Origin of the sequence: Bombilactobacillus folatiphilus, from assembly GCF_023380265.1 — a bacterium.
Lineage (GTDB): Bacteria > Bacillota > Bacilli > Lactobacillales > Lactobacillaceae > Bombilactobacillus > Bombilactobacillus folatiphilus.
Genome location: NZ_CP093366.1, coordinates 816,127 through 829,275, shown reverse-complemented (window position 1 = coordinate 829,275; position 13,149 = coordinate 816,127). Strand labels below are relative to the sequence as shown.

Sequence of the window (13,149 nt, the reverse complement as noted above, 5' to 3'; positions counted from 1 at the left end):
TATTGCAAAATTTGATTTGCAGTTAGTACCACTTGATTTAGATTTTATGTTCAATTGAATATAAAAAGACATTAAGATTATTTATCTGCCATAAGTTTTGCTTTTTTGATTCAAAAAATCTTTAGCATAAAAAACTAACTTAAAACAGCAAAATCATTATTTCAACCTCTCCTTTAAAACTTGCCAGTCTTGCTGAATCGTTTGCGTCAACTTTCGATTATAAAAAACAGCAGCAGGGTGATAAGTACAAAAAACTTGATATTTTTGCTTTTACCAACAATAACCATCCTGAGCAGCAGTCTTTCCTAGCGTAATAATTATTTTGGGTTGGACCCAATTGACTTCATAATCCAAAAATGGTGCGTAAGCGAGAATTTCTGGTTGTGTCGGTTTCCGATTAGAATATTTGGTCACTAGTTGTTGTGCTTTTTGATCAAAAACTTGTTTGATACGATAAGGTCGACTACGCACCACACTAGTAATATACACGTCCGCTCTGGTTAAATTTAAAGTTGTCAACGACTCTCGACTCTTGACCCGAACGTCCATGGAAGGAAATGTGTGTGTTGATTTCGTCACGTCCGGGAGCTTCACCGATATTCATTAAAGTTGGATATTGAGGTCCAGCACCTTTGTTCAGGTCTTCTAGTTGTAAGCCTTGACTGCGTTGTTGGATTTCTTTGCGCAAGTAGCAGGATATTTCATGTTAACTGCCCCCTTGTTAATTGAACTAAGCAAAGATTAATTTACTAAAAATTGTCACATTTAATGGTTTAAATATTATATAATAATAGTGTGATTTTTGAGTAGATTCTTAGGAAAAGTATTTTGTGTCGTGTATTTTAAAATAATAGTGACTTAAATATTGTATCAGGAGCTCTGAATTTGACACATAATTTTATTTTTTAAAGAAAAAATTCAAAAATTAGTAAATCGTCTTTGCAAGCAGCGACAGGTCTGCCTGATTCACTTTAAAAAGTGTTGGTGATGTTTTAAAGTTGGTATTGATTATTCTCGGTTCTTTTAAAACAAACTTAATGCAGTCATCTAGGCAAGAGGGGAAGGAAATTTTATTTGCTTGAAATTAAGAATGTGTCCAAATCATTTGCTGACAACGAGGCTTTAAAAAAGGTGTCATTTTGTGCTAATGATGGCGAAATAACCGGTCTTGTTGGTCAAAATGGTGCCGGTAAATCCACTATTTTACGCATCATTATGCATTTTATTTCTGCTTCACAAGGTGAGATCTGTTATCAAAATCAAAAAGTAACGCAAACATTATATAACGAAATTGGTTTTTTACCTGAGGAACGCAGCTTATTTATTAATTATACAATTCAAGATCAACTGGTCTATTTTGCCAGACTTCATGGTCTCAAAAAGCGTGTGGCTCTTGAAAGGATGCACACCTTTTTGGAACTGTTTGAGGTTAAAGGGACGCCCACGACGAAAATTAAAATGCTGTCCAAAGGAAATCAACAAAAAGTTCAATTGATCGCGGCTCTTATTCATAATCCTGAGTTGATTATTCTAGATGAGCCGTTCAGTGGTTTGGATCCCGTAAATGCTGATATTTTTATGCGCAATATTTTGGCACTGAAGGCGCAGGGGAAAATGATTATCTTTTCGAGCCACAACATGAATAACGTAGAATATCTTTGTGACAAAGTCGTGATGTTAAAAAACGGTAGTGTTGTCTTAAATAACGATATTCATACAATCAAAAGTATGTTTGGACGGACTAAGTTAAGCTTATGGTCCTTACGGCCGCCAAGTTTTTTTGCACAAATTCCTGGAGTCGCTGTTAAAAAGCATGATCCCGTGACGCATATGTTTGATTTACAATTATCTGACGCGCAGGTAGGAAAGAAAGTTTATTCATCAATCGAAGGTGATGGGTATAAGCCGGTGTTTAATCAAAATTATCCTACATTAGCAGAAATATTTACACGGAAGGTAAATGAAGATGATCACGGTAACCGTTGAGACTTTCAAAAAGCACTTTTTTTCTAAAAGTTTTCTCTTAATGATTTTTCTACCGATTTTGTTAGTTATAATCGCCATTCTGATTTGGGGAGGCGGGTCCAAAAAAATTGATATTGCTAGCAATCAGCAACAGTTAACGAAGACGATTAGGAATGGAAATGATGATTTGTTCACTGTCAAGGACCAAACTTGGCAGGCAGCTAAGCGAAGATTGAACGCAGGTGATACGAAAGCTTACATTAAAATCGATGATGCAGCCCTCAAACAAAATAGGTTCAAAGTCCAAATTTATGGCGCAAATCTTAGTGTTGATAAAGTGGCACAAATCAAGCAGATTTTTGAAAATCTTCAAGCAAAAATAAATTCTGTGCGTTCAGGTTTAACTCAAGACCAAGTACAAATGCTCAATCAGAAACCGAGTGTTCAATATGAAAGTCAGCAAGCTTCATTGAGTGATAAAACGTTCTTTGTCGGCTTAGTCACAGGTATAATCATCTATCTGATTATACTGGTTTATTCGTCAATCTTTGCACAAGAAATCGGTTCAGAAAAGGGCAACAAGGTGATGGAAATGATACTGTCCAGTATTTCTGCTACGCAATATTTCTTTGGTAAATTCTTGGGTATGGTTCTCTTGTTGGTGACTAACTTGGTTATATATGCGGTTTTTGTTGGCGTTTTAGTTTTATTCCGACATCAATTTACGGCAATCAATCATATTTTTGAATTCATTCAGAATTTAACCAATGGGAATTTGACTAGTATCATCTTATTAGATGGGGTGTTTATTTTCTTTGGCGTGGCTTTGTTTTTGTTAGTATCTTCTTTTGCTGGCATTGGTGTCACTAAACAAGAGGATATCTCCAAAGTTTCGACGCCGGTTGGATTAATAGTTATGGTGTTATATATGGCGACCATATGGACATTAACGTTGGCTAAGCCGATTAATTACGTCACAAAAATCTTATCTGTTTTACCGTTTACTTCGTCTTTTTTCTTGCCGATCTGGGTTTCCACAGAAGCTGTTCCGATCTGGATTATTTTGGCAGCCATTATCCTCGCTGTCGGTACAATTATTCTTTTATCGTGGGTCTTTTCGCAACTGTACCAAATATTGGCGTTATATAAAGGCAGTAAGCCCATTAAGTATGCATTCAAACATTTCTTAAAGCAGTGAATATATCATAAAAATAGTGTTTGTGAATAGTTCTGTTTCAAATTAACGATCAAGATGTCAGTATCTTGGTCGTTATTTTAGTGAACAACTAGATTCCTTTGCTTTGAAAGCTATTCTTATCAAATAATGAATTATAATTCATAACTGGCTTGGCAAAAATGGATTTTAATTAGCTCTTTTCCTTTAGACTTGACTTGAATTCCTTGTTAAAGCAAAGAATTGAATGTTTTTAATGTTGCTACTTGATTGCAGTTATGTCCATAGCTACTCATCTATGATGACAACAAGTTCATAAAATGGTTGATTTTTGTTTTAATATGAATTAATATTCATATATGGACATCAAGAATTACTTTGAGGGAGGAAAGATGGCTAAACAAGATAATAAGCAAAAATTAATTGAAGCGACCGACAAGCTACTTCAAACCAATAGTTTGTTTGCGATCACCACGAAGGAAATTACGACGACCGCGGGGCTTTCGGTGGGGGTGTTTTACAATTACTTTAAGGCCAAAGAAGATGCGTTTAAAGAAGTTGTGAATCGTTTTTTTAAGTATACAGTTGCAACTTTAGAAAGATTGAAACAGGAACTGACTGGCAATAATATTCGTTCGGAAATTAAGTTTAAAGAGGCCTTAATCAATGGCATTGATAAACAATGGGAAAATAATTTTTTGAATGGTGACATCATCATCTTGTCCCGTCAGGATCATCAGTTTAGGGACACTATTAATCGTTACAATGACCAAATCATTGAACTGATTATGGATATTTTGATGATCACTAACCCTTTAATAAAAGAAAAACCTAAAGTCAAAGCAATGCTGGTCATGAATCTAATTGAAAATTCGGGCCCCGCATTCTTTAAATTTGACTCTGCTGCACAACAAGAAGCTTATATTGATGAGTTAGTTATGACGATCTACAAGATTTGCTTTGGGAAAGAGTCATAAGCATGACCAATATGTTAGAAGGTAAAACTTAAGTAAACCGTATCAAACAGGAAAATGCGCTCTAACTGAAAGTATTGGTAACAGTGAGCTTATATATTGGAGTATTTTTATCATTGCTTGGTGTGCTCGGAAAAAGAGAGTTAATTAGAAAAATTAATATTAAAAATCATTTTAAAAAATTATGGATTGAAGGAAAGTTGAGATGTCCAATACCAAAAAATTAATTAGTTTTGTTGGTTTAACAATTGCAATGTTCATGGGAACGTTGGATAGTACAATTATTAATATTGCTTTGCCTAGTATTATGGATCAATTTCATGCCAGTCTGAATGATACGAGTTGGGTGACCACCATTTATACTTTAGCGTTGGCTGTGTTTATGATCACAGGTTCTAAATTAGCGGATCGTTACGGTCGCAAAAAGTTAATGCTCATTGGCTTGGTGCTCTTTGGTGGCTTTTCAGCGGCTTGTATGTTTGCACCCTCATTATTGGCTTTAATTGTTTTTAGATTTTTCCAAGGCATTGGCGGGGCGATTATCACACCAATTGTGTTGCCTATGGGGATTGAAATTTTTGGGAAAGAAAATACGTCTAAAATTTCGAGTGTCGTTGGTGCCATTACAGCGTTGGCGGCTGCTGGTGGACCACCGATTGGTGGCGTTATTTTACAATATGGTTCCTGGCGCGGTGTGTTTGGGATTAATTTACCATTATCCATTCTTGCCCTATTAATTGTGGTCTTTTTCATTCAAGAATCATATGACAACACACTATCTGGCAAAATTGATTGGTTTGGTATGCTGGCACTGTCTGTTTCACTAGGCGGAATTGTCTTCGGCTTGCTGGAAGGTCGACAATTAGGTTGGCATTCAGTGATTATTGTGACTAGTTTAGTAATTGGCGTTTTAGCGCTATTGGTCTTTTACCTAATTGAAAAACGCGTTGCGGAACCGTTAATTGAACTAGATCTAATCAAGGAAAAGACTTTTACAGCATCCAGCTTAGTTTATTTTGTGACAGGCTTTTCATTAGTCTGCCCTATGTTAATTATTAATTATTTTTTACAAGATTTACTCAATTACAGCGCACTGCATGCCGCGTTGATTATTATTCCGGTATCGTTGACGGTGGTTGTAGCGATGCCTTTGGGAACGAAAATTTTTGATGCAATGGGTGCCAAATGGGTCACAGGAATCGGACTATTATTGATTGCGGGTAGTTTAGGCTTGCTATCATTAATCAAAATGAATACCCCAACCATTATTATTGTTGTTTTTCTGATTATTAATGGTTTTGGCTTTGGTTTTTCATCGGTTTCACTTGTTGCTTCGGTCCAATATTTGCCTAAAGAAAAAACGGGGATTGGTTCGGGAATCGTTAATTCGATGCGTCAAATTGGTACGTGTCTAGGCATGGCGTTATTGGTGACAGTTTTAAACAACAATGTTTTAAATGCGAAAAATGAAATTAGAAGTGATGCAGTTCAAACGATTCAAACCCATCGTTTGGCGCCACAGGTTCAGAATGTGGCAGAAAAAGAAGTTAAACGTCTTTTTAAAACGAATTCCAAGGGTAAAAATATTAAAACGAAAACTTCTGGTTTACAGAAAAAAATCAAACGGGTAGCTCAGCAAACTAATAATTTACCTGAACCTGCTAAAAAGAGTTCTTTAGGAATCATTTATCAAAAACAAAAAATGATGACTGATGGCACCAGAACGCTCAATACTGGTCTCACTAAATTGGTGAAAGATAGCAATAATCCTTTGTTGACGGCGACTGGTGGTTTAGTGAAGGGACAACAGAAGATGTTGACCGGTATTAAGTTGTTGGCACAAAAGAACGAAATCAGAACCACGTTAAGGGACATTAAGAAACAAAAAAATAAAAAACTAACGGCTGCATTTAGTAAAACTTATTTACTTGCCGCGATCATTGTCTTGCTGTGTTCGCCAATTGCGTTGTTAACGGATTATCAAAAGAAAAAAGTAGCTTAAGTATTTAAATTAACACTTCCCAGAGAGCTGATGAAAATCGGCTCTTTTTTTGGTTACAATTGTTCCACATCATACTTATACGGAGATTGTTATTGCTTATATATAATCTGGAAATTAATTAAATTGAAGATAAATTATTAAGTTAATTGCAAACTTTCAGCTGAGGGTTTAAGATGAAGATGATTTCGCAAACATATTATTAGCTAAAAGGATAATTAATATGTTAAAATGATAAGTTTTGTTTATTGAAAATCTGTAATCGTGATGGCGTCTTTGGTTAACATTAGTGAGAGGACAAGAGCCTGATGTTTAAAAAAGTTGTGAAAGTCGTTTTACTTTTAATTTTTGTCGGTAGCGTTTTCTTATTTAAAAGATTCATTTTATCCCAAGCTGCTAATGTTCAACCAACTGTCATGATTAATACCAAAAATAAAGATGTGGTTAATTTTTTACAAAAATTACAACAATTATCTGAGAATACAATCCAAGATCAGGAAGCAACAGATCAGCCTGACCAGCACCAATTGATTAGTACGAAAGTGTCTGCCGACATTCCAGCTACGGGTGTGAGCGGAACTGATGGAACTTGTGCATGGACTTTAGATGCAGCTGGTAATTTAACGATTAATAGCGGCACTTTAAATCAGAGTAATGATAGAGGTATTGGTTGGGACAGTGATCATTCTGGCTTTTATGCTTATAGAACGAATATTAAACAAATTGATTTTGCGGGTCCAGTCACTGCACCAGTTAATAGTCAATATTTGTTTCAGGAAATGTCAAACCTTGTATCATTTACCAATCTGTCTAATTTCATAACAAATCAGACTGTTGATACGTCTTATATGTTTTATGACTGTCGGGGGCTAATCAAATTGGATGTAAGTAATTTTGATACTAGTAATGTAACTAATATGTCTGGTATGTTTAGTAGTTGCAACAACGTAACTCATTTGGATGTAAGTAATTTTGATACTAGTAATGTAACTAATATGTCTGGTATGTTTAGTAGTTGCAACAACGTAACTCATTTGGATGTAAGTGGTTTTGATACCAGTAAAGTTACGAATATGTCTAATATGTTTAGTAATTGCCGCAATACTGATCTGGATGTAAGTAATTTTGATACTAGTAATGTAACTAGTATGTCTGGTATGTTTAGTAGTTGCAACAACGTAACTCATTTGGATGTAAGTGGTTTTGATACTAGTAATGTAACTAGTATGTCTGGTATGTTTAGTAGTTGCAACAACGTAACTCATTTGGATGTAAGTAATTTTGATACTAGTAATGTAACTAATATGTCTGGTATGTTTAGTAGTTGCAACAACGTAACTCATTTGGATGTAAGTGGTTTTGATACCAGTAAAGTTACGAATATGTCTAATATGTTTGATGGTTGCCGCAATACTGATCTGGATGTAAATGGTTTTGATACTAGTAATGTAACTAATATGTCTGGTATGTTTAGTAGTTGCAACAACGTAACTCATTTGGATGTAAGTGGTTTTGATACCAGTAAAGTGACTAATATGTCTTATATGTTTAGTATTTGTAGTCACTTAACTAGTTTAGATTTGAGTAATTTTGATACTAGTAAAGTGACTAATATGTCTTATATGTTTCAGGATTGTAGCAAATTGCCCAAGTTAGACGTCGGCAATTTTGATACTGGTAAAGTGAACTATATGTCTGGTATGTTTTCTATGTGTTATGGTTTAACTAAATTGGATTTGAATAATTTTGATACTAGTAAAGTGACTAATATGTCTAGTATGTTTACAGCTTGCAGTGGTTTAACTAAATTGGATTTGAGTAATTTTGATACCAGTAAAGTTACGAATATGTCTGATATGTTTGATAGTTGCACTAGATTAACTAAATTGGATTTGAATAATTTCGATACTAGTAAAGTGACTAATATGTCTGATATGTTTGATTTTTGTCCTAGTCTTTGGGGGATTCAATTTGGTTCGCAATTTATAATTCCATCCAATGTATCACCTTCTTTAGCTATGCCTACAATAGGTAATACTTTTATTGATAATGACAAAACCTATCTTGTCACTGCTGCTGCATGGCAAGATGTCGGCAATGGCAGTGACCATAAGCCTACGGGTCCTGTCTATGATAATAATCAATCACTTGTATCATCTTTAAGTTCGCCACACGCACCGTTTACTTATGTTTGGCAAAATGAGTTGCAGGATGTGAAGCCAACATTATCCAATGTATCGGTTACAGATGCAAGTACGAATCAAACTGGGACAACAACTTCCGCATTAACTTATTGTTATGATTCAGCGGTTGCTGAGTTGCCTAGTTTAACTGTGAGACTCGGGATTACCGATACCGATAGCACCAAATTTGATGTTTACTATGGTATTGATCCTGTAACCGCTATTACGGATGCTAAAGATATCGTGAATAATGCCAATTTTCATAAGCTTCCTGCGTCTGATTTGAACCCTGGTAGTTATTCGATCACCGATCAAACTGATTTATGCCAAGTAGCTCAACCTAAGTCTGGTGGCCATCGGTTAGTCTTTTATGCTGTGACCAAAGATGCCCAAGGCGAAGCTGTTAGCCCGGGGAAGATTTCACAGCCGATGACGATTACGACCAAAGAGAATCTTTACGCTAGATTGCATTATAAGAATTCAAACGGTGTTGTCATTAAAAGTGCTCAACCTGTTATTTTCGGAACTGCGGGTGATGTTATCAAAACTGACGGTTCTGACGATTTAATCCCTCCTTTTATTAGTCATAGGAACACTCGTTATCAACTCAGCACTGCTAATTCATTCCCTAAAATTGATGCTACGACCTCAGCTGGCATTTCTAAAAATAATCCTAAAGATTTAGATGTCCTTTATGACGTTGAGGGTGCGGTCACAGTTAATGCGCCGAGTCTTGATTTTGGTAAGGGGGTGCCTTTGGTTAAAAAGCAATATCACTTGCAGAAAGATTCCGCCGAAAAGTTAATTGTGACAGATACCACGGGAGCTCCTTGTTGGCAGCTATCGTTAGCGATCACACCTTTTTCAAGTGATAAGCAAAATCAAAGTATTGATGGAATTATGAATTATCAGCCTGTGGGCTTAATTGGCGCCAGTCCGATTCTGATTAGTCAATTTAATGAAACGGATGCTAATAATGTACAGACGGGTTCTGAATGTATTACCAATATTTCGAATGGTTGGTGGCAAGATAGTCAGCAAACGAGTGGTCCGATGCTAGATATTTCGAATCAATCTGCCGAGATTATACCTGGTAACTATCAAGCTACGGCGACTTGGTCGGTGGTCGATTCATTAAATTGATGGAAGCATCACGCATTATCATCGTGTTGTTCGGATTAATTATAGAATCTGTGGAAATCATAAGCCTTTTGAGCAGGCTAAATCTGGTCTGCTTAAAAGGCTTATTTAGTACGGCTTTTTAGTTAATAAAATTATTTTTTAATTTATTTTAACACTAACTTTAATAAACGAATGATTTAATTCTTTTAAAAGGAGAATACGATTTTAATGATCTGGATAGATATTTTTATGAAATAAACCAAATAGATAGATTCGAAAATGAAATGCCAGTTTATATAAATGATAAACGTAGGGATTTGTTAGAAAAGATAGCTCTAAGTAATACAACAGATTTAGAATTTGTGCGCCCTATCAAAGCTGATTTAGGAGTAATCCTTTCTAAGGAAGCGCTATTATATGAAACAAATCAGTTGCTTGCTAACAAGTGGACTACTGATCCAGAAACCGTATGAACCAAGATTTGGCTGAGAAAGCTGATCTGTTAGTTATCGGTTTGTTCCAAGATTTTACTGAGAATAAAATTTTAGAGCTGCTTAATTTTGCTGACCAGAAAGATATAAATATTTACTTTTTGTTAGGTCGAGATATGTCGTCTTTGTCTTGGCTAGTAGCCAAACAGTTTTTGAGAAAGAAAAATGTTCAGCAATTGCCTAATGGATTGTTTTCACATAAAAAAATGAATTCTTATCAGGATCAAACATCTTGGCAGATTTTACACTAAGCGGCTTAAATGCAGCGCTACCATATAATGGTCCTTTTGCTCCTTCAGTTGGTCATGCAGGACAATCCTTTTTTAAAGATGCCAGTAAAGCCATCAAAACCTCAGAGATTCAATGTCAAACCTTTTTCTTTTTATCCTGCAATAATTTAATTTTTAATGATACGAAATTATATGGACCAAGATACAATTTAGTACTCAATGCTATTGATGGTTATGCTTCGACCATAGTTGCCGCGATAGGTGTTCAATCAGCAGATAATCCGGAATTAGATTTAGTCATGAAGCACGCGGGAAATAAAAATATATCACGGATGTTAAATAAAAAATTGTCCGATGTGCAACCTTTTGTATCTATTATTCATGTGGGACTACCTGAAAATAGTGAAGTTGATGGAACAACATCCGCAGCTGTTAGGTTAACTCCAACCACAAAAATTATTTTATCTAGATTGTCGTCATATATTTCTTCCATGATGCTAGGACAAGAGCATTTAATTTATAAATTAGCAAAAAACATTTTGTTTGACTTTATGCAACGTACTCGGCGTGGAACTTTTGGTGTTTCTGATGCTGAAGCTAAAGATTTTGAATTGTCGTTGATCAATCGTGTGAACCCTTTTTCTAAAAAATAGCTGAATTAATGATGAATAATTCAGTAGATTCACTGCAAGAATTCGATAGTTATAATGTTTATCGTTCGGTTCTAGATAAGATGAGTATTCAAAAAATGCGCTGTGAATGTGGGAATGTAGCAACTTTTTGTCAGTATTTGCCAGAAGTTAATGGGATATTTCCGGTTGCTATCGTTGTGGTGATAAGACAACAGGAATGAAAAACATGTCTAATTTAAAATTTAGTTGTGATTCCTATAACAATGATGACTTAACGATCCATTATAGGATTGAAATTACCCCCAGTGAGAAGGGTGATATTTATTATGGGATACAACTGCCTAGTTATGTAGAACAATATTCTACAACACAGTTTAAAGTGACTCGAATCAAAATGAAAACACCGCAGACTAAAATTATTACTGGAGAGATTGCCTTTTCTGAGCAAACCCAGTTACAAAGTTATTATATGAAACTAATCATCGTTCAAAATGGAGGAATCCAAATCAGTAGAAGCTTTTTTAATTTGATTGAACCAAACAAAGCTAAACTAATTTGATGTACAATTTATTTTGGACGTTATGGGTAATGAATAATATTGTTAATATTTGTGTTGGGAGTGGTGATACATTATGTTATCTTTTGGTAGAAAACCACTATATCGACCGTTAATGGTTAGTTTTGTTATTAGTGCAGTTTGTGGTTTGTTTGTTGGTTCCGTGTTTAGATACGATTTGGGCTTTTTAACTTTTATCATTTGCTTTATTTTGGCTATTTTAAATTATGCCAGCAAGATTGATATTTTAGATGGTTTTTTAAAAATTAAGCGCCCAAAAATTTATTACTATGATATGAGTACTTTGACGAAACGTATTCTGTTAGTGATATTTCCGTTTAGGCGGCCGCAAAATATCGATCTAAGTTCTATTGCAGATTATCAATTGCAAGGTGACTATAATAAGTTTGAGGATATCAAATTACCCTTGACCATGACTACTGCTTATGGCCTCTTTTTTCCGGCTATCTTATCAATTAAAAATTCTATGGTTTTCAATTTGTATCTTAAGAATTCAAAAGTGATTGTTATTAATTTATCAATGGACTATGTTTACTATCCTGATGAATTTAGACAAAAGATAGATTCACTACAATCTTATTTGCCACGCAGATAGAGTGGTGAAAAATTGATGACAAAAAAAGTTACTTATTAATAATAAATTATTCCGAATTCAATTCAGTATTTTATAAAAAAATGCTGTATCGTAAAAGTATGTATTCAATATTTTTTTGTTAAGGAGATAGTGTTTCGATGGCCAAGTTAGATCCCCGAGTCCGGAAAACGAAATCAAGAATTCAACACGAGTTAGTATTGATGCTCAGTTATCAAGATATTAATGATATTTCTATTACTAAATTGTGTAATCAAGCGCAAATTAACCGTTCGACTTTTTACAAGCATTACGATTCAACCCTTGAAGTCTTGGAAGAAATTGAATCTGAAGTGATTCAAAAATTTGAAGAATATTTACGTCAACAACGTCGGAAGATTGATGTGTCCAATCGTGAACAAATGTGGACGATGTATTTACAGCTGTTGCAGTTTTATCAATCCAATCCAGACATGATTCAAGCTTTGTTTGTGTATCCGATCAATAAAACTTTCAAAGCAGATTTGCTCAATTTTTCGATTCAATACAATACTTATACGGATAGTTATTATCAACAAGCTTATACAATTGCGGGTGGCTTAGAGATGATTGAATTGTGGGTCAAGCGTGACTTTGATTTGTCACCGGAGCATCTTTGTCGGTTAATGATGGAGATGGGACCATTTCATGATGATTCTTCCAAGTAAAGTGCATTCTCAATTATTGTCTGCTATAATTTTCATTTAAATTATAAATTTGGTAAAGGGGTCTAGTCTTATGGAAATAGGCAGTTTAGCCGAGTGGATTACTGGCATTGCAGAGGTGGCGGCCGTGGTTGTAGCTCTATTTTTACCATCTTATCAGGCTCGCAAAGCGCGCAAAGTTAGTCAGCAGCGGATAATGAATTTAGTGCGCAGCTTGTTGAATGACTTATTGTCTAAAGTTAAAGCAACTCCGGATATGGATATTGCAGCGTCTGATGAATATAGTGATTTTCAAAAGCTAGTTTCCATCTTGGCAGTTACCGATGCTGATTTAGTCAATATTGATATTTTGCGACAAATTGAGGGCTTATTAACAGATAGCGATCGTGGAGATACAACCGAACAACTTGTCGTTAAAGTAGAAAACCTGATGAATAATTATCTGTCAAAATAGTGATTCACATCGTGTTGACTGATCTTTTCTTGACAAACACCAAATAATATTGTAAATTGCTCATAACAATTAA

12 protein-coding genes and 1 pseudogene are annotated in these 13,149 nt (G+C 35.0%); 12 read left to right on the top strand and 1 reads right to left on the bottom strand.

Annotated features, from left to right (window positions below; all coding sequences use genetic code 11):
- Nucleotides 1-156 precede the first annotated feature (156 nt).
- Nucleotides 157-705 (bottom strand): annotated as a pseudogene (locus tag MOO45_RS04230) (uracil-DNA glycosylase).
- Nucleotides 706-1,074: 369 nt separating this feature from the next.
- Here MOO45_RS04230 and MOO45_RS04225 point away from each other — a divergent pair.
- The 12 genes from MOO45_RS04225 to MOO45_RS04170 all read left to right on the top strand — a co-directional run bounded on the left by MOO45_RS04225 (nucleotide 1,075) and on the right by MOO45_RS04170 (nucleotide 13,076).
- Nucleotides 1,075-1,986 (top strand): ABC transporter ATP-binding protein, encoded by a 912-nt coding sequence (locus tag MOO45_RS04225; RefSeq protein WP_249513703.1) that lies wholly within the window; start codon nucleotides 1,075-1,077, stop codon nucleotides 1,984-1,986.
- Nucleotides 1,967-3,163 (top strand): ABC transporter permease, encoded by a 1,197-nt coding sequence (locus MOO45_RS04220; protein ID WP_249513702.1) that lies wholly within the window; start codon nucleotides 1,967-1,969, stop codon nucleotides 3,161-3,163. The genes MOO45_RS04225 and MOO45_RS04220 overlap by 20 nt, the downstream gene beginning before the upstream one ends.
- A gap of 368 nt (nucleotides 3,164-3,531) precedes the next feature.
- Nucleotides 3,532-4,116: a TetR/AcrR family transcriptional regulator gene (locus MOO45_RS04215; protein WP_249513701.1), complete on the top strand. Its 585-nt coding sequence runs from the start codon at nucleotides 3,532-3,534 to the stop codon at nucleotides 4,114-4,116.
- Between the two features lie 202 nt (nucleotides 4,117-4,318).
- Nucleotides 4,319-6,115, top strand: coding sequence for an MFS transporter (locus tag MOO45_RS04210; protein ID WP_249513700.1), 1,797 nt, complete (start codon nucleotides 4,319-4,321; stop codon nucleotides 6,113-6,115).
- Between the two features lie 305 nt (nucleotides 6,116-6,420).
- A complete protein-coding gene (locus tag MOO45_RS04205) occupies nucleotides 6,421-9,438 on the top strand; it encodes a BspA family leucine-rich repeat surface protein (RefSeq protein WP_249513699.1) in 3,018 nt (1,005 codons plus the stop codon).
- A 448-nt stretch (nucleotides 9,439-9,886) separates the two neighbouring features.
- Nucleotides 9,887-10,159 (top strand): hypothetical protein, encoded by a 273-nt coding sequence (locus tag MOO45_RS04200; RefSeq protein ID WP_249513698.1) that lies wholly within the window; start codon nucleotides 9,887-9,889, stop codon nucleotides 10,157-10,159.
- Nucleotides 10,141-10,791 (top strand): hypothetical protein, encoded by a 651-nt coding sequence (locus MOO45_RS04195; protein ID WP_249513697.1) that lies wholly within the window; start codon nucleotides 10,141-10,143, stop codon nucleotides 10,789-10,791. The genes MOO45_RS04200 and MOO45_RS04195 overlap by 19 nt, the downstream gene beginning before the upstream one ends.
- A gap of 8 nt (nucleotides 10,792-10,799) precedes the next feature.
- A complete protein-coding gene (locus MOO45_RS04190) occupies nucleotides 10,800-10,991 on the top strand; it encodes a hypothetical protein (RefSeq protein ID WP_249513696.1) in 192 nt (63 codons plus the stop codon).
- A 5-nt stretch (nucleotides 10,992-10,996) separates the two neighbouring features.
- The gene (locus MOO45_RS04185) at nucleotides 10,997-11,329 is read left to right on the top strand and encodes a hypothetical protein (RefSeq protein WP_249513695.1); all 333 of its coding nucleotides are present in this window, start codon (nucleotides 10,997-10,999) and stop codon (nucleotides 11,327-11,329) included.
- Nucleotides 11,330-11,402: 73 nt separating this feature from the next.
- Entirely contained in the window at nucleotides 11,403-11,942 is a 540-nt protein-coding gene (locus tag MOO45_RS04180) for a hypothetical protein (RefSeq protein ID WP_249513694.1), read from the top strand.
- Between the two features lie 137 nt (nucleotides 11,943-12,079).
- On the top strand, nucleotides 12,080-12,625 hold the full coding sequence (locus MOO45_RS04175; protein ID WP_249513693.1) for a TetR/AcrR family transcriptional regulator: 546 nt from the start codon (nucleotides 12,080-12,082) through the stop codon (nucleotides 12,623-12,625).
- Between the two features lie 70 nt (nucleotides 12,626-12,695).
- Entirely contained in the window at nucleotides 12,696-13,076 is a 381-nt protein-coding gene (locus MOO45_RS04170; RefSeq protein WP_249513692.1) for a hypothetical protein, read from the top strand.
- Nucleotides 13,077-13,149 lie beyond the last annotated feature (73 nt).

What these genes read in the sequence shown, in the direction of transcription:
- MOO45_RS04210 (WP_249513700.1), top strand. Translation starts at nt 4,319, where the DNA reads ATGTCCAATACCAAAAAATTAATTAGTTTTGTTGGTTTAACAATTGCA.
- MOO45_RS04190 (WP_249513696.1), top strand. Translation starts at nt 10,800, where the DNA reads ATGATGAATAATTCAGTAGATTCACTGCAAGAATTCGATAGTTATAAT.
- MOO45_RS04200 (WP_249513698.1), top strand. Translation starts at nt 9,887, where the DNA reads ATGAACCAAGATTTGGCTGAGAAAGCTGATCTGTTAGTTATCGGTTTG.
- MOO45_RS04170 (WP_249513692.1), top strand. Translation starts at nt 12,696, where the DNA reads ATGGAAATAGGCAGTTTAGCCGAGTGGATTACTGGCATTGCAGAGGTG.
- MOO45_RS04175 (WP_249513693.1), top strand. Translation starts at nt 12,080, where the DNA reads ATGGCCAAGTTAGATCCCCGAGTCCGGAAAACGAAATCAAGAATTCAA.
- MOO45_RS04185 (WP_249513695.1), top strand. Translation starts at nt 10,997, where the DNA reads ATGTCTAATTTAAAATTTAGTTGTGATTCCTATAACAATGATGACTTA.
- MOO45_RS04180 (WP_249513694.1), top strand. Translation starts at nt 11,403, where the DNA reads ATGTTATCTTTTGGTAGAAAACCACTATATCGACCGTTAATGGTTAGT.
- MOO45_RS04205 (WP_249513699.1), top strand. Translation starts at nt 6,421, where the DNA reads ATGTTTAAAAAAGTTGTGAAAGTCGTTTTACTTTTAATTTTTGTCGGT.
- MOO45_RS04220 (WP_249513702.1), top strand. Translation starts at nt 1,967, where the DNA reads ATGATCACGGTAACCGTTGAGACTTTCAAAAAGCACTTTTTTTCTAAA.
- MOO45_RS04215 (WP_249513701.1), top strand. Translation starts at nt 3,532, where the DNA reads ATGGCTAAACAAGATAATAAGCAAAAATTAATTGAAGCGACCGACAAG.